This is a genomic window from Streptomyces fumanus, assembly GCF_014655295.1.
In the GTDB taxonomy this organism is placed as follows: Bacteria; Actinomycetota; Actinomycetes; order Streptomycetales; family Streptomycetaceae; genus Streptomyces; species Streptomyces fumanus.
Map to the genome: position 1 here is coordinate 180,235 of NZ_BNBI01000007.1, position 17,873 is coordinate 198,107.

Consider the following 17,873-nt stretch of genomic DNA (forward strand, 5'->3'; position numbering starts at 1 on the left):
TGGGCGGTGCGGCGGCACGGGCGATATATCACTGTTGGGTGCTCTGTCCTTCCGTTGCCCCGCCCCCGTCCGGTCGCGCGTGACCGCGCTCGTCCTCGGCCACTTCGCGCTCGCGCTGTTCGCCGCGCCGCTGGTGAGGCGGTACGGAACCGGCGCGTTCCCGGTGCTGGCCCTGCCGCCGCTGGCCGCCGCCGTCTGGGCGGCCACCCGGTGGCGCACCGCCGCCGGGGGCGGCGCCGACACCGAGCGGTGGACCTGGCTGCCCGCCTACCGCGTCGACTGGGCGCTGCGCCTGGACGCCCTCGCCGAGCTGATGGTGCTGCTCGCCGCCGGGGTGGGCGCCCTGGTCCTGGTGTACTGCGCCCGGTACTTCGACGACCGGACGCCGGACCTGGGCCGGTTCGCGGGCAACCTGCTCGCCTTCGCCGGGGCGATGCTCGGCCTGGTCCTCGCCGACGACCTGATCCTGCTGTACGTCTTCTGGGAACTGACGACCGTCTTCTCGTACCTGCTGATCGGCCAGAGCAGCGACCGCAAGGGGAACCGGCGCAGCGCCCTGCAGGCCCTGACGGTGACCACGCTCGGCGGGCTGACCATGCTGACCGGCTTCCTGCTGCTGGGCCGGCAGGCCGGTACGTACCGTATCTCGGCGATCCTCGCCGACCCGCCGCCCGCGTCGGCGGCGCTGTCGGCGGCCGTCGTGCTGATCCTGGTCGGGGCGCTGTCCAAGTCGGCGGTCTGGCCGTTCAGCCTGTGGCTGCCGAACGCGATGGCCGCCCCCACCCCGGTCAGCGCCTATCTGCACGCCGCCGCCATGGTGAAGGCCGGTGTCTACCTGGTGGCCCGGCTCGCCCCGGCGCTCGCCGAGGTCACCCCCTGGCGGCCGCTGCTGCTGGTGCTCGGCGGCGCCACGATGCTGCTCGGGGGCTGGCGGGCGCTGCGCCTGTGCGACCTCAAGCTCGTCCTCGCCCACGGCACGGTGAGCCAGCTCGGCTTCCTGACGGTGCTCACCGGCGCCGGCCGGCACGACACGGCCCTGGCCGGCACCGCCATGCTCCTCGCCCACGCCCTGTTCAAGGCGCCCCTGTTCCTCGTCACCGGGATCATCGACCACGCGGCCGGCACCCGTGACCTGCGCAGACTGTCCGGGCTGGGGCGCGAGCTGCCCGCCGTGTGCGCGGTCGCCGTGGTCGCCGGGCTGTCCATGGCCGCCGTACCGCCGCTGCTCGGGTTCGCCGCCAAGGAGGCCGCGTTCCAGACGCTGCTGGACGGCGGCGCCGCCGACCGGTGGGCGCTCGCCGCGACCGTCCTCGGATCGGCGCTGACCACCGCGTACACCCTGCGCTACCTGTGGGGCGCCTTCGCCCGCAAACCCGGCGTCCCCGGCAGCCGCGCGCACCGCGTCCCCGCCGCCTTCCTCGCGCCGCCCGCCGTGCTCGCCCTCGCCTGCCTGGTCCTGGGCCCCGGCACCGGATGGCTGAACGGGCTGCTCGGCGCGTACGCGGGGCAGTTCCCGGCGCCCGCGCACCCGTACCACCTGGCGCTCTGGCACGGGACGGGCCCCGCCCTCTGGCTGTCCGCCGCGGCCTGGGCGGGCGGCGGGCTGCTGTTCCTGGCCGCCGGTCCGGTCGTCCGCGTCGGGCGGGCGCTGGCCTGGCGCCCCGCCGACCGGACCTTCGGACGGCTGCTGCTCGCCCTGGAACGCGCCGCCCTGCAGTGCACCGGGTTCGTACAGCGCGGCTCCCTGTCGGTGTACCTGATGACCGCCCTCGCCGTGGTCCTCGCCGGGCAGATCGCCGTCCTCGGCACCGACCGGCCCTGGACCGGGGCCCCCGCCCCCCGGCCCTGGGACACCCCGGTGCAGGCTGCCGTCGCCCTGCTGACCTGCGCCGCCGCCCTGCTCTGCCTGGGCGCCCGGCGCCGGATGAAGGCCGTGGTGCTGGCCGGGCTCACCGGCTACGGCACCGCGCTGCTGTTCGTGGTGCAGGGCGCCCCCGACCTCGCGGTCACCCAGTTCTGCGTGGAGACCGTCGCCATGATCGTGTTCGTCCTGGTGCTGCGGCGGATGCCGGTGCGGTTCGAGGAGAGCGTCCGTCTGCGCCGCCGCGTGCTGCGGATGCCGCTGGCCCTGGCGGGCGGCGCCGCCGTCGCCACGGTGCTGTGGATCATGGCGGGGCACCGGCGGGGTGGCACCGCCGGATCGGCGATGGTCGAGGAGGTCGCCCACCACGGCCTGAAGGACGTCGTCGCCACCATCCTCGTGGACCTGCGGGCCTGGGACACCATGGGGGAGTCCGCGGTGCTCGCCGCCGCCGCGATCGGCGTCACCAGCCTCATCTACCTGCACCGGCGCACCGACCGGCCCGCACCACCGGCGCCCGGCGACCCCCCGGGCAGCGCCGCGCCCACCGCCTGGAGCCTGCCCCCGGGCAGCCTGGCCGGACTGCCCAGCGGCGACGAGGGCGCCCCCGAGCGGACCTGGCTCGCGGCCGGCGACACCCTCGCCCCCGAACGCCGCTCCATCGTCCTCGAAGTGGTCGCCCGGCTGATCTTCCACCCGATCCTGGTGCTCTCCGTCTACCTGCTGATGTGCGCGGAGAACCTGCCCGGCGGCGGCTTCGTCGCCGGCCTGGTCGCCGGGGTCGCCTTCATCACCCGCTACCTGGCCGGCGGACGGCACGAACTCGCCGACGCCGCGCCCTTCGCCCCCGGCCTCTTCACCGGCCTCGGCATGGTCGTCTCCACCGGGGTCGGGCTGGGCGGGCTGGCCCAGGGCACCGTGCTGCACGGCTGGACCTGGCACGGCCACCTCCCGGTGTGGGGCGACGCCCACCTGAGCACCGCCGTCCTCTTCGACTGCGGCGTCTACCTCCTCGTCCTCGGCGTGGTCCTCGACATCGTGCGCGCCCTCGGCGCCCGGATCGACCGGCAGATCGAACGCGCCGCCGCCCAGCGCCACCGGCGGGAGGCGGGCACCGCGTGACCGTCAGCCTGGCCCTCCTGGTGACCGCCGCCGTGCTCAGCGCCGTCGGCGGGGTGCTGCTGCTGACCCGGTCCCTGACCCGGGTGCTGCTCGGCGCCGTCGTCCTCGGCAACGGCGTCAACCTGCTGGTCCTCACCTCCACCGGCAGCGCGGGCGAGGCGCCGCTGCTGTACCCGCACGTCGTGCGCAACCGGGTCACCGACCCGCTGCCGCAGGCCATCGCGCTCACCGCGATCGTCATCTCCCTGGCCACCACCGCTTTCCTGCTCTCCCTGGCCTACCGCAGCCACCAGGTCACCGGCTCCGACGAGATCAGCGACGACGCCGAGGACCGGCTGGTCGCGCTGCGCGCCGAGGTGCTGCACCGGCGCGGCGAACTGCGCGCCCGCTACCGCCGGGCCCGGGCCGAGCGCGGCACCACCCAGGAACAGCGCGCCCGCTACCGCGCCGCCCGCAGACGGCTGCGCGACCGGCTGCGGGAGGAACGCGCCTACCAGGCCAGGGCCAACGACGTCTCCGGCAACCTCTGGAACGACATCCTCGGCGCCGACCCCGAGGACTACCGGGCCGGCCGGGAACAGGGCACCACCGACCCGGCCGGCCGGCCCGGACCGGCCCCCGCCCACGACGCCGGACCCTCCAACGACCCCGGGGAGAGCGGCCGCGAACCCGAGGACGGGACCGACGGCACCCCCGACCGGTCACCCGGCCGGCCCGGTCAGCCCGACGACCCCGAGGGCCCCGGCACGGAAGGAACCAGGTGAACGCGCTCGTCCCGCTCCCCGTCCTGCTGCCCCTGTGCGTCACCGGCCTGGAGCTCGCCCTCGGCCCCCGGCTGCGCCGGTTCAAGCGCCTGGTCAGCCTCGCCGTGCTCGGCGCCGTCTGCGCGCTCTCCGTCACCCTCATGATCGCCGCCGACCGCCACGGCCCGCTCCACGTCGACCTCGGCGACTTCGCCCCGCCGCTCGGCGTCACCCTCGTCGCCGACCGCCTCGCCGGGCTGATGCTCACCGTCTCCAGCGCCATCACCCTGCTCGTCCACCTGTACTCGCTGGGCCAGGGCATGGCCGACCGCGACGAGCGGACCCCCGTGGGCGTCTTCCACCCCGCCTACCTGATCCTGGTGGCCGGCGTCTCCTGCACCTTCCTCGCCGGCGACCTCGTCAACCTCTACGTCGGCTTCGAGATCATGCTGGTCGCCAGCTACGTCCTGCTCACCATCGGCGGCACCGCCACCCGCGTCCGGGCCGGATCGACGTACGTGATCGTCTCGCTGTTCTCCTCGACGCTGTTCCTCGTCGCCATCGCCATGACCTACGCGGTCGCCGGCACCGTCAACTTCGCGCAACTGGCCGGCCGGCTCCAGGAGATCCCGCTCGGGGTGCGTACCCTGCTGGAGGCGATGCTGCTCACCGTCTTCGCGATCAAGGCGGCCGTCTTCCCGCTCGCGGCCTGGCTGCCCGACTCCTACCCGACCGCGCCCGCCCCGGTCACCGCCGTCTTCGCGGGCCTGCTCACCAAGGTCGGCGTCTACGCGATGCTGCGCACCCAGACCCTGCTCTTCCCCGGCCACCGCCTCGGCGACCTGCTGATGCTGGCCGCCCTCGCCTCGATGGCGGTCGGCATCCTCGGCGCGGTCGCGCAGACCGACCTCAAACGCGTGCTGACCTTCACCCTGATCAGCCACATCGGCTACATGGTCTTCGGGATCGGCCTCGCCGGACGCGCCGCGCTGGGCGCGGCGATCGTGTACGTGGCCCACCACATCACCGTGCAGACCACCCTATTCCTCGTCGCCGGGCTCATCGAGCGGCGCGACGGCACCACGGAACTCACCCGCCTCGGCGGCCTCGCCCGGTCCGCGCCGCTGCTCGCCGTGCTGTTCTTCGTCCCGGCCATGAACCTGGCCGGCATCCCGCCGCTGTCCGGGTTCATCGGCAAGCTCGGCCTGATGCGGGCGGGCGTCGACCACGGCGGCGCCTGGGCCTGGACGCTGGTCGCCGGGTCCGCCGCGACCAGCCTGCTCACCCTCTACGTCATGGCCAAGGTGTGGAACCTGGCGTTCTGGCGGCAGGCGCCGCCCGGCACCGAGGAGGAGGGCGTGGTCCTGGAGTCGGAGGAGGACGACGACGGCGACGACGGCGACGACGGCGACACGGAGTCCGGCGGCACCGGGAGCCGCCGCCCCGCCCCCGCCGGGGCCGTGGTCACCGCCGGTCTGCTCGGCCGGTCCATCACCACCACCCGGCACCCGCCCTGGCCCATGGTGACCGCCACCTGCGCCGCCGTCGCCCTCGGCCTGCTCTACACCGTCCTCGGCGGCCCCCTGACCACCTTCACCGACCACGCCGCAGCCGAACTGATCGCCCGTACCCCCTACATCGAGGCGGTGCTCGGCCGGTGAGCGACCGCCCGTCCCACCGCGGGACCCTCAGGATCGGCTCCGGCCGCCGGGTCCTGGACCTGCCGCTCATCGCCTGGCTCACCGTCATCTGGGTCCTGCTGTGGGGCACCCTGTCCTGGGCCAACCTGGTCAACGGCGTCCTCGTCGCGGTCGTCGTCTGCCTCGCCTTCCCGCTGCCCGCCGTCGACCTCGGACTGCGGCTGCGCCCCCTGGGCATCCTCCGCCTCGTCGCCTGTCTGCTGTACGACATGTACTCCTCCAGCCTCTCCGTCACCCGGCAGATCTTCACCCGGGGCCCGCTGAGGGCGGCGGTCGTCGCCGTGCCGCTGCGCTGCCGCAGCGATCTGATGCTGACCTCCACCGCCGTCGCCGTCTCGAACGTGCCCGGCGGCTCCGTCATCGAGGTGCGCCGCGCCACCGCCACCCTGTTCCTGCACGTCCTGGACGCCGACGACCCCGGCGCGATCGCGGCCGCCAGACGCTCGGTGTGGCGGACGGAGGAACTGGTCGCCCGCGCCTTCGGCACCGCCGAGGACATCGCCCTGGCCGCCCGGCCCGCACCGGAGGAGGAGCAGTCGCCGTGAGCACCCTGCACACCGTCGAGGACGCCCTGCTGACCGCCGCGCTGGCGATGATCGTCGCCGCGGGCGCCCTGCTGCTGTACCGCATCTGGTACGGGCCCTCGATGCTGGACCGCGCCGTCGCCCTGGACGTGGCCGCCGCGCTGATCGTCGCCGGCATCGGCGTCCGGTCCGCCCGGGACGGCGACCCGTTCTACTTCCCCGTGATGCTGGTGCTCGCCTTCCTCGGCTTCACCGGGTCGGTGGGCATCGCCCGGTTCATCGCGGTGCGCGACCGGCCCGCGCGCCGCCCGGACGGCACGGAGGACCACCGGTGAACGCCCTCGCCGAGACGGCCGACCTGATCGGCGCGCTGCTGCTGTTCCTCGGCTGCCTGCAGTCCCTGCTCGGCGTGATCGGGATGCTGCGCTTCCCCGACGTGCTCGCCCGCAGTCACGCCGCGACCAAGCCGCAGACCCTCGGCATGCTGCTGGTCCTCGCCGGTGTCGCGCTGCGCCTGCGGCACGGCATCGACCTGGGCACCCTGGCGCTGATCGCGTTCTTCCAGTTCCTCACCGGCCCGGTCGCCTCCCACCTGGTGGCGCGCTCGGCGTACCGGACCGGTCAGACGGGCAGCCGGGGGCTGCTCCGCGACGACCTGGACCCGCAGCTCAGCGACGAGGAGCAGCGCTGACGAGGCCCGGGCGGCCGGTCAGCCCACGCAGCCCACGTGGGCCAGCGCCTGCTTGAGCAGCACCCCGTGGCCGCCCGGCATCTCGCTCTGCACCGCCGGTGACAGCGCCTCCTGGGGGGTGAACCAGACCAGGTCCAGCGCGTCCTGCCGGGGCCGGCAGTCCCCGGTCACCGGCACCACGTAGGCGAGCGACACCGCGTGCTGGCGGGGGTCGTGGTACGGGGTGATGCCCTGCGTCGGGAAGTACTCCGCGACCGTGAACGGCTGGAGCGAGGCCGGCACCCGGGGCAGCGCCACCGGGCCGAGGTCCTTCTCCAGATGGCGCAGCAGGGCGTCCCGGACCCGCTCGTGGTGCAGCACCCGGCCCGAGACCAGGGTCCGGCTGACCGTCCCGTCGGGCCCGATGCGCAGCAGCAGGCCGACACTGGTGACTTCGCCGCTGTCGTCGACCCGGACGGGGACGGCGTCGACGTACAGGATGGGCATGCGGGCGCGCGCCGACTCGAGTTCGTCGGTCGTCATCCAGCCCGGCGTGGTTTCGGTCATGTCAGACATCGCTTGATCATACTTTCAGCGTCTCGCGTCGCCCGGGAGCCGCTCCGGGCCGACTGTGACCGGTCCCACGCCGTCCGGGCGGTGCGGACCGCTGTCCGTGCGCGCGCCAACGCGTCGGCGAGGGCCGCCGGTCGATTCGACCGGCGGCCCTCGCCGACGCGGTGCGAGGACGTTCCCCCCGGCGCCCCACGGCTATGCCTTGAGCGGGTCGTGGCCGAGCGTCATCAGGCGGTGCCGGCGGTCGGCGTCCTGGGCGGCGGGCTCGTTCTCCACGTCCGTCTCCGCGGTGACCGTCTCCACGACCTCGCGCATCACGCGGACGTCGTCCTCGGTCAGGTCGGTGCGGCGCTTGCGCAGGATCGCCAGCACGTGCCGGCCGGTGGCCGGTCCCGCCTCGCCCGGCAGCGGCTCGGTCGTCTCACCGGCGTCGCGGACCCGCAGCCAGTCCGCGAGTTCGGCGGAGGTCATGTTCACCACGCGGTGGAAGTCCTCCCACAGCGTGTCCAGTTCCAGGGCGTCGGCCATGAGCGTGCCCCTTCCCGTCGTGCGTACGTACGGTCCGGCCGGTGGTCAGTTGTCCCTCGGCCAGTTCTCGGCGTCGAACATCCAGCGCTGCTTCTCCAGGTCGGCGGTGATGCTGATCAGCAGGTCCTGGGTGACCGGGTCCGCCTCCTCGGTGGCCGCGATCCGCTCGCGCAGCTTGGCGATGGCCGCCTCCAGCGCCTCGACCATCAGCCCGACGACATCGCTGTCCCGCACCCAGCCGTCCTTCGGGCCGGGCAGGGTGAACGCGGACGCGATGGTCTCCGGGCGGCCGTCGGCCGGGATGCCCAGCGCCGCGGACCGCTCGGCGACGGTGTCCGCGAACGACCGCGCCGCGCTGACCAGTTCATCGAGCTGGAGGTGGATCGACCGGAACCGCGGCCCCACGATGTTCCAGTGGGCCTGCTTGCCGATCAGGGACAGTCCGAGCAGATCCACGAGGGTGCCCTGCAGGGCGTCCCCGGTGACCTGGCGGGCCGATTCGGGGATCGTGCTCTTCACGACAGTCATACAGTGCCGCTCCTTGACGCGTCGACTCCGGTGGTACGGGGGTGGCGTCGCGGGCTTCCCGGCGCGCTCACGGCCGTCAACGGCCGTCACGCGGGCCGCGCGGCGCAACGCCTCCGTGAACGCGGGTGCCCCCGGGTCACCAGCGCAAACACGGGCCGGGCGCGGGCTCGGACGCGGCCGGTGCGCGGGCTCAGTGCGGCAGCACGTCGTCCAGGAAGCCGGTGAGGTCGGCCAGGACCTCGGCCCGGTTGGTCTCCAGGAACACCTCGTGCCGGGCGCCCGGGTAGATCCGCGCGGTCGGCTCCCCGCCGGCCAGCCGCTCCACGCCGGGGCGGCTGCCGGACAGCGGCACCAGCCGGTCGTCGGAGCCGTGCAGCCACAGCAGCGGGACCGGTCCGGCCGACCCGCCCCCGGCGACGGTCTCCAGCATCCGGGCGAACGCCTCCACCGTGGGCCGCTTCATCGGGCCGTGCCACACCAGCGGGTCCGCCGCGTACTCGGCGCCCACCGCCGGGTCCCGGGAGAGCGCGGACGGGCTGATCGGCGTGTCCGGGATCTCCTCCAGGGCGAGCAGCCGCCGGGGCAGCTCCCAGTCGCCGATCACCGGCCCGGACAGCACCAGCGCGGACAGCTCGCCCCGGTGGCGCTGGGCGTACCGCGCGGCGATCAGCCCGCCCATCGAGTGCCCGACCATGACGACCGGCAGCCCCGGATGGGCGTCGCGGGCCCGTTCCGCCGTCCGGCGCACATCGCCGACCAGGTCCTCGAAGTCCTCGACCAGCACCCGCTCGCCGTCCGACCTCCCGTGCCCGGCGTGATCGGGCGCGTACACCGCCGCACCGTGCGCGGTGAGCGCCCCGGCGACCCCGGCGTACCGGCCGGCGTGCTCGCCGTAGCCGTGCACCAGCAGGGCCACGTAGCGGGGGCTCGGCGCGGACCACGCGTGGACCGTGATCCGGCCGCGGGCTCCGGTGAGGACGTGTGCGCGGGCCTCGGCCATGGTTCCTCCGGCTTCCTCGGTGAAGGTCCGACGGAGGATCTTCCCAGGGAGCCGCCCGGCGGTCTATAGTCCAAAACTAGCAGTGCTAATTAACGGTCGTCGCGGACCGCGCGACGACGGTCAGGAGTCCCCGTTGCGCCCCGTACACTTCGCGGCCGCTCGCCGCACCCCCATCGGCAAGCTCCGCGGCGCCCTGTCCGGCGTACGGCCCGACGACCTCGCCGCCACCGTCGTCCGGGCCCTGGTCGCCGACCTGCCCGCGCTGGACCCGGCCCGCGTCGACGACGTCTACTGGGGCGCCGCCAACCAGGCCGGCGAGGACAACCGCAACGTCGCCCGCATGGCCGCCCTCCTCGCCGGCCTGCCCGAGTCCGTCCCCGGCGCCACCGTCAACCGCCTGTGCGCCTCGGGCCTGGAGGCCGTCACCACCGCCGCCCGCGCCATCGCCGCCGGCGAGGCCGACATCGTCGTGGCGGGCGGCTCGGAGTCGATGAGCCGCGCCCCCTTCGTGCTGCCCCGGCCCGACGAGGCCCTGCCGCACCGCATGGAGACCGCCGACACCCGGCTCGGCTGGCGGCTGGTCAACCCGGCGATGAAGGACCTGCACGGACTGCTCGCCATGGGAGAGACCGCCGAGGAGGTCGCCGAGCGGTACGGCATCGGGCGGGAACGCCAGGACGAGTTCGCGCTGCGCAGCCACCGCCTGGCCGCCGAGGCCCGCAAGGACGGCCGCTTCGACGACGAGCTGCTCCCCGTCGAGCGCCCCGACGGCGTCACCGTCACCGCCGACGAGTGCGTCCGCGAGGACACCTCCCTGGAGAAGCTGGCCCGCCTCAAGCCGGTGTTCCGCCCCGGCGGCACCGTCACCGCGGGCAACGCCTCCCCGATGAACGACGGCGCCGCCGGTCTCGTCCTGGTCAGCGAGGACGCCCTCGACGAGCTGGGTCTGGAGTCCCTGGGCCGCTATGTCGCCGGTGCCTCCGCGGGCGTCCACCCCGACGTGATGGGCATCGGCCCGGTCCCCGCCACCCGCAAGGCGCTGGACCGCGCCCGCTGGAGCGTCGGCGACATCGAGGAAGCCGAGTTCAACGAGGCGTTCGCGGCCCAGACCCTCGCCTGCGTCGACCAGCTTGGCATCGACCCCGCGCTGGTCAACCCCTACGGCGGCGCCATCGCGCTGGGCCACCCGCTCGGCTGCTCGGGCGCCCGCATCCTCACCACCCTGCTCCACCGCATGCGCCGCACGGGAGCGGCCCGCGGGCTGGCCACCATGTGCGTCGGCGTGGGGCAGGGCAGCGCGGTGCTGGTCGAACGGCACTGACCCGCCGACGCGCCCCTTCCCCACCCAGAGCCGCAGTCAGGAAACGGAGCAACACCCCATGGCAACCCTTTCCGTCGCAGCCGTCCTCGCCGAGAACGCCCGGCGCCGCCCCCACAAGGAGGCGCTCGTCGAGGGCGATCTGCGCCTGACCTTCGCCGAGGTGTGGCAGCGGGCCCTGGCCCGCGCCGGTGCCCTCGCCGGCCTGGGCGTGCGGCCGGGGGACCGGGTCGCGCTGATGGCGCCCAACACCGCCGAGTTCCCGCAGGCGTACTTCGCGATCGCCGCGGCCGGCGGTGTGGTCGTACCGGTGCACCTGCTGCTGTCGGCCGAGGAGGTCGGGCACGTCCTCGCCGACAGCGGCGCCACCCTGCTGCTCTGCCACCCCGCGCAGGCGGAGACCGGGGCCGCCGCCGCCCGCGCCGCCGGGGTGCGGGTGGTGACGCTGGGCGAGGAGTTCGCCGAGCTGGCCGCCGGCGCCGAGCCGCTGCCGACGTACGTCACCCGCGACGCCGACGACCCGGCCGTCGTCTTCTACACCAGCGGCACCACCGGCGTCCCCAAGGGCGCGGTGCTCAGCCACTTCAATCTGGTGATGAACGCGACCGTCAACGCCTTCGACGCCAACGACGTACGGCCCGGCGACGTGGCGCTCGGCGCGCTGCCGCTGTTCCACGCCTTCGGCCAGACCGTCTCGATGAACTCCACCTGGCGCGCGGGCGCCACCCTGGTCCTGCTGCCCCGCTTCGACGCGGCGCGGGCGATCGAGCTGATGGTGCGGGAGAAGGTCAACACCTTCCACGGCGTCCCCACCATGTTCGTCGCCCTCGCCGCCGCGGCGGCCGACGCCGGCGCCCTGCCCGAGCTGCGGATCTGCATCTCCGGCGGCGCCTCGCTGCCGGTCGCGGTGCTGGAGCGGTTCGAGGCCGCGTTCGGCGCGAAGATCTACGAGGGGTACGGGCTGTCCGAGACCTCCCCGGCGGCGTCGGTCAACCAGCCGGTGTTCGGCGCCAAACCCGGCACGATCGGCCACCCCCTGTGGGGCGTCGACGTGGAGATCGCCCGCTCCGAGGTGGAGGGACGGATCGAGCTGCTGCCGCCCGGCGAACTGGGCGAGGTCGTCGTCCGGGGCCACAACGTGTTCTCCGGGTACCTGGGCCGCCCCGAGGCCACCGCCGAGGCGCTGGTCGACGGCTGGTTCCGCACCGGGGACCTGGGCACCAAGGACGACGAGGGCTTCCTGCGCATCGTCGACCGCAAGAAGGACGTGATCATCCGCGGCGGCTACAACGTCTATCCGCGCGAGGTCGAGGAGGTCCTGATGCGCCACCCCGGCGTCGCCCAGGTCGCCGTCATCGGCCTGCCCGACGATCTGCACGGCGAGGAGGTCTGCGCGGTGGTCGTGCCCGCCCCGGACGCGGTCCCGGACGCCGCCGCCGTCACCGAGTGGTCCAAGTAGAACCTCGGCCGGCACAAGTACCCGCGGCGCGTGGAGTTCACCGACGCGCTGCCGCTGGGCCCGAGCCTGAAGGTCCTCAAGCGGGAACTGCGGGCGCGGTACGCCCCCGCCGTAACCGCCGGTTAGGTACGTCCACCGGGCCCGCATAGCATCGGTGTCCGCATGGACACGATGACTCTGTGGCACGTCACCCCCTGGGGATTCGCGGCGCTGGCCTGCGCGGCCCTGCTCGTCGGCTTCTCCAAGACCGCCGTGAGCGGGGCCAACACGGTCAGCCTCGCGATCTTCGCGGCGGTGCTGCCCGCCCGCGCCTCCACCGGGGTACTGCTGCCGGTGCTGATCGCCGGGGACGTGCTGGCGGTGCTGACCTACCGGCGGCACGCGCACTGGCCGACGCTGTGGCGGCTGTTCCCGGCGGTCGGCGCCGGGGTGGTGACCGGCACGGTGTTCCTGATGTTCGCCGACGACGGCGCGGTCCGGGTCTCCATCGGGGTGATCCTGCTGGCGATGGCCGGGGTGACGGTGTGGCGCCGGCGCACGGCACAGGCGGGGGAGTCACCGGAGGCGGACGCGGGGGGTGTCGCCTCCCGGTCGGGGCGGATCAAGGCCCGTTCGTACGGGGTGCTCGGCGGGTTCACCACGATGGTGGCCAACGCGGGCGGCCCGGTGATGGCGATGTACCTGCTGTCCGCGGGCTTCCGGAAGCTGGGCTTCCTGGGCACCTCGGCGTTCTTCTTCCTGATCGTCAACGTCTCGAAGCTGCCGTTCAGCGTGGGCCTGGGGCTGATCGACGCGCGGTCGCTGCTGCTCGACGCCGCTCTCGTGCTGTTCGTGGCGCCGGGTGCGCTGTTCGGCAAGTGGGCCGTGAACCGGATCAACCAGCGGCTGTTCGAGCGACTGGTGATCGCGGCGACGGTCGTCGGCGGGCTGCAACTGCTGCTGCGCTGAAGCGGACCCCGCGGTCAGCTCCCGGCGTGGGCGCCGGCCGGCCGGCGCGTCCGGTCCGGCAGCCCGCTGCTCAGGTCCTCCACCAGCAGCCGCTTCGCGATCGCGTCCACCGCCACCCGGACCTCCGCGTCCGACGGCCGCCCGATGTCCCGCTCCACCCGGTCCTCCAGCCAGTCCGTCCAGGCGTCCGCGATCACGGCCGCCTCCCGCGCCCCCGCCGCGGTGTGCGACAGCAGCGAACCGTGCCGGGTCAGATACCCCTCCTCGACCATCCGGTCGAACACCGGCAGCAGCACCTCCGGCGGCATCCGCCGGCGCGCCGCGATCAGCCCCAGGCTGGCGTGCCCGACCAGCCGCGTGAACAGCTCGACCTGCATCACCGCCCACGCCCCCGCGACGTCCAGCCTGGTGTCGCTGTCCGCGATGATCCGCCGCGCGGTGTCCAGCCGGGTACGCCCGATGATCTTCCCGATCGACGCCTCCAGCACCCGCCGCGAGTCGGCGTCGTGCGGCTGCGCGAAGCCCTCGCCCATATCGGTGGAGCCCGCCCGCGCGCTGTCGCGCAGCCGCACCTGCTTGAGGAACAGGGCGACGAGGAAGCCGAGCGCCGCGACCGGCACCGTCCACAGGAAAACGGTCTGGATGGTGTCCGCGTACGCCCCGACGATCGGGTCCGCCGCCCGCGCCGGCAACCGGTGCAGCCCCTCCGGGCTGGTCGCCGCCCGCTGGATCACCGAGGGGTCGGCGGTGCCCGTGGCCGCCGCGCGGGCGATGCCGTCCCGCAGGTCGGGGGCGAGGGCGTTGGCGTAGATCGTGCCGAACACGGCGGTGCCGAAGGAGCTGCCCAGCGTACGGAAGAAGGTGACGCCCGAGGTGGCGGTGCCGAGGTCGGCGTAGTCGACGGTGTTCTGCACGGCGATCGTCAGCACCTGCATGCACAGGCCGATCCCGGCGCCCAGCACGAACATGTACACCGACTCCAGCAGCGCGCCCGTCGACGGCCCCATCAGGGACATCAGGTACAGGCCGACGCCCATCACCACCGTGCCGGCGATCGGGAACAGCCGGTAGCGCCCGGTCCGGCTCACCATGCTGCCGCTGAACACCGAGGCGATCAGCAGCCCGGTCACCATCGGCAGCGTCCGCACCCCGGAGACCGTCGCCGAGTCGCCGTCCACGTACTGGAGGTAGGTCGGCAGATAGGTCAGCGCGCCGAGCATCGCGAAGCCGACGATGAAGCTGAGGATCGAGCAGACCGTGAACACCGGGTTGGCGAACAGCCGCATCGGCAGCATCGGCTCGGCCGCCCGGGTCTCCGCCAGGCAGAACAGCGCGAGCGCGATCAGCCCGCCCGCGAACAGGCCGATGATCACCGCCGAGCCCCAGGCGTACTGGTTGCCGCCCCAGCTCGTCGCCAGGATCAGCGCGCTGGAGCCGATCGCGACCAGCGCGATCCCCAGGTAGTCGATGACCGGGCGGACGGCCGACCTCACCACCGGGATGGTCCGGGCGGCGGCGATCACGACGACGACCGCGATCGGCACGTTCACGTAGAACGCCCAGCGCCACGACAGATGGTCGGTGAACAGCCCGCCCAGCAGCGGCCCGATCACCGTCGACACCCCGAACACGGCCCCGATCGCGCCCTGGTACTTGCCGCGCTCGCGCAGCGGGATCACATCGGCGATCAGCGCCATCGCGGTCACCATCAGCCCGCCCGCGCCGACCCCCTGCATCGCCCGCCACAGGATCAGCAGCGTCATGTCGGTGGCCAGGCCGCACAGGAACGACCCGACGATGAAGACGATCGCGGAGACCTGGAAGACCACCTTGCGGCCGAACACGTCACCGAACTTGCCGACCAGCACCGTCGCGACGGTCTCCGCCAGCAGATACGAGGTCACCACCCACGACATGTGCTCGGCGCCGCCCAGGTCCGACACGATCGTCGGCAGGGCCGTGCCGACGATCGTCTGGTCCAGGGCCGCGAGCAGCATGCCGAGCATGATCGTGACGAAGACGACGTTGCGGCGCCGGCGGTCCAGTACGGGAGGCTGGGCGGGGGCACTGCGCGGCGTTTCCTCGGCGACTGTCACACGGCCACGATCACACCGGTGCCCGGCCCGCGCATGGGGGAGCGGTCCGCCCGGGTGGGCTACTTCCCGGGGCCCCGGCGCAGCAGATACGTGTCCATGATCCAGCCCTTGCGCTCCCGGGCCTCGGCGCGCAGTTGCTCGATGCGGGGGGCGGCCTCGGCGATCGGGCCGGAGACCAGGATCTCGTCGGGGGTGCCGATGTACGCGCCCCAGTAGATGTCGATGTCCTGGTCGGCGTAGCGCCGGAAGGTCTGGTGGGCGTCCAGCATCACCACCACGTCGTCCACCCCCTCGGGCAGCCCCTCCGCGAGCCGCCGCCCGGTGGTGATCTGCACCGGCCGCGCCACCCGGTTCAGCCCCGTGCGGTGCCGGGCGACCAGCGCGGACACACTGCTGATGCCGGGCACCACGTCGTACGCGAACGTCACCGCGCCGCGCTCCAGGATCTCCTCCAGGATGCCCAGCGTGCTGTCGTACAGCGCCGGATCGCCCCACACCAGGAACGCGCCGGTCTCGTCCTCGCCCAGTTCCCCGGCGATCAGCTCCTGGTAGATCCCGGCGCGGGCGCTGCGCCAGTCGCCGACGGCGGGGGAGTACGCCGCCCCGCTCGCGCCCCGGTCCCGCTCCGGGTCCCGGGCCTCGACGACCCGGTAGGTGCCCTCCGGGACATGGGTGCGGAGGATGTCGTGCCGCAGCCGTACCAGGTCCGCCTTGGCCTCGCCCTTGTCCAGCACGAAGAACACGTCGGTGTCCCGCAGCGCCCGGACCGCCTGGAGGGTGAGCTGCTCGGGGTCGCCCGCACCGATACCGATGACATGAATAGTCCGCACGCCCCGAGTCTGCCGTACGCCCGGCGCACCGCCGCCGCCGGGCCTCGCCTCACCCCCGCAGCCGGGGCGCCCGCGCGGCCGCGTCGACGGGAGCCGCGTGCCGCTCCACGTCGGCCGCCAGCTCCCGGGCCCACCCGGCGACCGACGCGAGGTTCATCCCGTACGGCCGGGGCCGCGCCGCGCCGGACGCCCAGGCCCGCACCGCCCCGGCCCCGCGCCGCAGCAGCCGGGCACCGCCGGTCGTATTGCCCCGGGCCGCGTGCGTGAGCCCCACCGCGAGCTGGGCCAGCCCCCGCCACAGCTCCCGCTCCTCCGCCGGCCCCGACTTCCAGGCGTCCTCGAACACCTCGTGCGCGTGGAACGGCTTGCCCTCGTCCAGCAGCTTCTGCGCCTCGGCCACGGTCTCCTCGGGGGCGCGCACCACACCCTCGGGCTGCCGGGGCACGCCCTGCGCGCCGTACGGCAGGGGGCGCCCGAGCCCGTCGCGCGGCCGGGCGTTGCGGGCCCGCCCCTCGTCGTCGCGGTCGCGGCCCTGGCGTGAGCTGTCCATGACCCGATTGTGCCGCGCCGACGCGTTTTCACCGCACGGCGGGGCGTGCGGTAAAGTTCTGTCCGCGTCACCGCACGGAACACCGGGCGACGACGCATCGGGACGTGGCGCAGCTTGGTAGCGCACTTGACTGGGGGTCAAGGGGTCGCAGGTTCAAATCCTGTCGTCCCGACTCGTGAGAGTCGCAGGTCAGGGCCGGTTTCGGAGAGATCCGAGACCGGCCCTTGATCATGCCGGTCCGCACCCGGTCGCGTACACGCTGTCGCCGTTGACGGTCACGGTGGAGCACACCAGGGACAGGTTGTAGAAGACGTACGGGCGCGGCGGATTCCCGAGCACCGATGCGTTGCTCGTCGCCTTGTCGATCGTGAAGTAGTACGGGGCGCCGCCGTCGACGAAGCCGCATGCGGACTTCGAGACGAACAGGTTGGGGAAGAGGAAGCCGCTGCCGGAGGGCAGCAGGGCAAAGGATGTCGACGTCGGGCAGTGGGCGGTGGTCGACGCCTGCGCGGCCTGTGCCGGGGCGCCGACGGCTACGACGGCCGCGGCCAGAGCCGTCGCGCACGCCGCCGTCACGCGGCGTAGGGGCTGTCTCATCGCTTTCCTCCGGTCTGTCGGGTGCGCGCTGCTGTACGCCGGGCCAGCCTCGCCGCACGGCGTCACCCGAACCAGCCCCAAACCGGCCAGTCCCCGGGCACCGGCCCGACCAGGGCGACCTTCATCCCGGAGAGAGCGTCCGTGACCGGCCATGACGCGGACGATGCCGTCTCCCTGAGCGGCTGTCCGGGTTTCGTATCCGGGTCCCGGGGCCGCCCCGGTCAGTAGTGGGTGATCCCCGCGGTCAGGGTGCGGGTCCAGGGGGCCGAGACCGACTCGGCGTCGATGGAGACCAGCAGGTGGCAGAGCATCCCGGTGGCGAAGAACCGCTGCACCTGCTCGTCGTCGCCGCCGGAGGCGCTGCGCACGTACTCGACCGTGCGGGCGTACCCCGCGCGGACCGTCTCCCTGATCGCCGGCTCGGAGACCGCGGCGGCCTGGGCGTGCAGTTGGACCAGCATCAGGTCGTTGTCGCTGATCAGGCGGGCGTAGGCGTCGCCCATGGAGGCGAGTACGGCCTCGGGTGAGCTGCTCTCGGCCTTCGCCGCACCGCCTTCGAGGGCGGCGCGGACGCGGACGAAGCAGTGCTCGACGACCGCGGCGAACAGGGCTTCCTTGTTCGGGAAGAGGCGGTAGACGTACGCCTGCGAGATGCCGGCGGCCTTCGCCACCTCCGTCGTGGTGGTCCCGAAGTAGCCCCGGGCCGCGAAGGCGCCGATGGCGGTGCGCAGGACCGTCTCCCGTCGCTCCTCGGCCGTGGACAGGTGACGTTGCTGCGTCTTCATGTGAGTACTTAATCACTCACTACGGTGAGGGTCAATGGCGG

17 protein-coding genes, 1 tRNA gene and 1 pseudogene are annotated in these 17,873 nt (G+C 73.7%); 10 read left to right on the top strand and 9 right to left on the bottom strand.

Annotated features, from left to right (window positions below; all coding sequences use genetic code 11):
- Positions 1 to 79 precede the first annotated feature (79 nt).
- The 6 genes from IE316_RS17255 to mnhG are packed head-to-tail and all read left to right on the top strand — an operon-like array spanning position 80 to position 6,641.
- A complete protein-coding gene (locus tag IE316_RS17255) occupies positions 80 to 2,983 on the top strand; it encodes a Na+/H+ antiporter subunit A (protein WP_190205247.1) in 2,904 nt (967 codons plus the stop codon).
- Positions 2,980 to 3,747: a Na(+)/H(+) antiporter subunit C gene (locus tag IE316_RS17260; RefSeq protein ID WP_190205248.1), complete on the top strand. Its 768-nt coding sequence runs from the start codon at positions 2,980 to 2,982 to the stop codon at positions 3,745 to 3,747. The genes IE316_RS17255 and IE316_RS17260 overlap by 4 nt, the downstream gene beginning before the upstream one ends.
- Positions 3,744 to 5,387, top strand: a complete 1,644-nt coding sequence (locus tag IE316_RS17265) for a Na+/H+ antiporter subunit D (RefSeq protein ID WP_190205249.1) — start codon at positions 3,744 to 3,746, stop codon at positions 5,385 to 5,387. The genes IE316_RS17260 and IE316_RS17265 overlap by 4 nt, the downstream gene beginning before the upstream one ends.
- Positions 5,384 to 5,971 carry a Na+/H+ antiporter subunit E gene (locus IE316_RS17270; RefSeq protein WP_190205250.1) on the top strand — a complete coding sequence of 196 codons (588 nt, stop codon included), beginning with the start codon at positions 5,384 to 5,386 and terminating at the stop codon, positions 5,969 to 5,971. The genes IE316_RS17265 and IE316_RS17270 overlap by 4 nt, the downstream gene beginning before the upstream one ends.
- Complete coding sequence (locus tag IE316_RS17275; RefSeq protein WP_190205251.1) at positions 5,968 to 6,285, top strand: MrpF/PhaF family protein; 318 nt, start codon at positions 5,968 to 5,970, stop codon at positions 6,283 to 6,285. The genes IE316_RS17270 and IE316_RS17275 overlap by 4 nt, the downstream gene beginning before the upstream one ends.
- A complete protein-coding gene (gene mnhG / locus IE316_RS17280; protein ID WP_190205252.1) occupies positions 6,282 to 6,641 on the top strand; it encodes a monovalent cation/H(+) antiporter subunit G in 360 nt (119 codons plus the stop codon). The genes IE316_RS17275 and mnhG overlap by 4 nt, the downstream gene beginning before the upstream one ends.
- An 18-nt stretch (positions 6,642 to 6,659) precedes the next feature.
- On the opposite strand, the gene IE316_RS17285 is transcribed toward mnhG, so the two are convergent.
- From IE316_RS17285 to IE316_RS17300, 4 genes are all read right to left on the bottom strand, one after another.
- Positions 6,660 to 7,187 (bottom strand): NUDIX hydrolase family protein, encoded by a 528-nt coding sequence (locus tag IE316_RS17285; RefSeq protein ID WP_190205417.1) that lies wholly within the window; start codon positions 7,185 to 7,187, stop codon positions 6,660 to 6,662.
- Positions 7,188 to 7,388: 201 nt separating this feature from the next.
- Positions 7,389 to 7,721 carry a DUF3140 domain-containing protein gene (locus IE316_RS17290; RefSeq protein WP_190205253.1) on the bottom strand — a complete coding sequence of 111 codons (333 nt, stop codon included), beginning with the start codon at positions 7,719 to 7,721 and terminating at the stop codon, positions 7,389 to 7,391.
- Positions 7,722 to 7,766: 45 nt separating this feature from the next.
- Complete coding sequence (locus IE316_RS17295; protein WP_190205254.1) at positions 7,767 to 8,249, bottom strand: Dps family protein; 483 nt, start codon at positions 8,247 to 8,249, stop codon at positions 7,767 to 7,769.
- Positions 8,250 to 8,439: 190 nt separating this feature from the next.
- A complete protein-coding gene (locus tag IE316_RS17300; protein ID WP_190205255.1) occupies positions 8,440 to 9,249 on the bottom strand; it encodes an alpha/beta hydrolase in 810 nt (269 codons plus the stop codon).
- Between the two features lie 133 nt (positions 9,250 to 9,382).
- Here IE316_RS17300 and IE316_RS17305 point away from each other — a divergent pair, with 133 nt between their 5' ends.
- From IE316_RS17305 to IE316_RS17315, 3 genes and pseudogenes are all read left to right on the top strand, one after another.
- Positions 9,383 to 10,570, top strand: coding sequence for a thiolase family protein (locus tag IE316_RS17305; protein WP_190205256.1), 1,188 nt, complete (start codon positions 9,383 to 9,385; stop codon positions 10,568 to 10,570).
- Between the two features lie 58 nt (positions 10,571 to 10,628).
- Positions 10,629 to 12,152 (top strand): annotated as a pseudogene (locus tag IE316_RS17310) (long-chain-fatty-acid--CoA ligase).
- Positions 12,153 to 12,188: 36 nt separating this feature from the next.
- Positions 12,189 to 12,974 (top strand): sulfite exporter TauE/SafE family protein, encoded by a 786-nt coding sequence (locus IE316_RS17315; protein ID WP_190205257.1) that lies wholly within the window; start codon positions 12,189 to 12,191, stop codon positions 12,972 to 12,974.
- Positions 12,975 to 12,988: 14 nt separating this feature from the next.
- Here IE316_RS17315 and IE316_RS17320 read toward each other — a convergent pair whose 3' ends face one another.
- From IE316_RS17320 to IE316_RS17330, 3 genes are read right to left on the bottom strand one after another with little or no spacing between them, the layout of a single operon-like run.
- A complete protein-coding gene (locus tag IE316_RS17320; RefSeq protein ID WP_190205258.1) occupies positions 12,989 to 15,070 on the bottom strand; it encodes an MDR family MFS transporter in 2,082 nt (693 codons plus the stop codon).
- 59 nt (positions 15,071 to 15,129) lie between these two features.
- The gene (gene cobF / locus IE316_RS17325; RefSeq protein WP_190205259.1) at positions 15,130 to 15,900 is read right to left on the bottom strand and encodes a precorrin-6A synthase (deacetylating); all 771 of its coding nucleotides are present in this window, start codon (positions 15,898 to 15,900) and stop codon (positions 15,130 to 15,132) included.
- A gap of 49 nt (positions 15,901 to 15,949) precedes the next feature.
- The gene (locus IE316_RS17330) at positions 15,950 to 16,450 is read right to left on the bottom strand and encodes a DUF309 domain-containing protein (protein ID WP_190205260.1); all 501 of its coding nucleotides are present in this window, start codon (positions 16,448 to 16,450) and stop codon (positions 15,950 to 15,952) included.
- A 98-nt stretch (positions 16,451 to 16,548) separates the two neighbouring features.
- On the opposite strand from IE316_RS17330, the gene IE316_RS17335 reads away from it, so the two are divergent.
- Positions 16,549 to 16,622 (top strand) — tRNA-Pro (locus tag IE316_RS17335).
- A 56-nt stretch (positions 16,623 to 16,678) separates the two neighbouring features.
- Here the strand turns inward: IE316_RS17335 and IE316_RS17340 are convergent.
- Together IE316_RS17340 and IE316_RS17345 are read right to left on the bottom strand one after the other, a co-directional pair.
- The gene (locus IE316_RS17340; protein WP_190205261.1) at positions 16,679 to 17,047 is read right to left on the bottom strand and encodes a hypothetical protein; all 369 of its coding nucleotides are present in this window, start codon (positions 17,045 to 17,047) and stop codon (positions 16,679 to 16,681) included.
- A gap of 221 nt (positions 17,048 to 17,268) precedes the next feature.
- Entirely contained in the window at positions 17,269 to 17,832 is a 564-nt protein-coding gene (locus IE316_RS17345; RefSeq protein ID WP_190205262.1) for a TetR/AcrR family transcriptional regulator, read from the bottom strand.
- Positions 17,833 to 17,873 lie beyond the last annotated feature (41 nt).

What these genes read in the sequence shown, in the direction of transcription:
- IE316_RS17295 (WP_190205254.1), bottom strand. Translation starts at nt 8,249, where the DNA reads ATGACTGTCGTGAAGAGCACGATCCCCGAATCGGCCCGCCAGGTCACC.
- IE316_RS17290 (WP_190205253.1), bottom strand. Translation starts at nt 7,721, where the DNA reads ATGGCCGACGCCCTGGAACTGGACACGCTGTGGGAGGACTTCCACCGC.
- IE316_RS17340 (WP_190205261.1), bottom strand. Translation starts at nt 17,047, where the DNA reads ATGAGACAGCCCCTACGCCGCGTGACGGCGGCGTGCGCGACGGCTCTG.
- IE316_RS17300 (WP_190205255.1), bottom strand. Translation starts at nt 9,249, where the DNA reads ATGGCCGAGGCCCGCGCACACGTCCTCACCGGAGCCCGCGGCCGGATC.
- IE316_RS17330 (WP_190205260.1), bottom strand. Translation starts at nt 16,450, where the DNA reads ATGGACAGCTCACGCCAGGGCCGCGACCGCGACGACGAGGGGCGGGCC.
- IE316_RS17285 (WP_190205417.1), bottom strand. Translation starts at nt 7,187, where the DNA reads ATGACCGAAACCACGCCGGGCTGGATGACGACCGACGAACTCGAGTCG.
- IE316_RS17315 (WP_190205257.1), top strand. Translation starts at nt 12,189, where the DNA reads ATGGACACGATGACTCTGTGGCACGTCACCCCCTGGGGATTCGCGGCG.
- IE316_RS17345 (WP_190205262.1), bottom strand. Translation starts at nt 17,832, where the DNA reads ATGAAGACGCAGCAACGTCACCTGTCCACGGCCGAGGAGCGACGGGAG.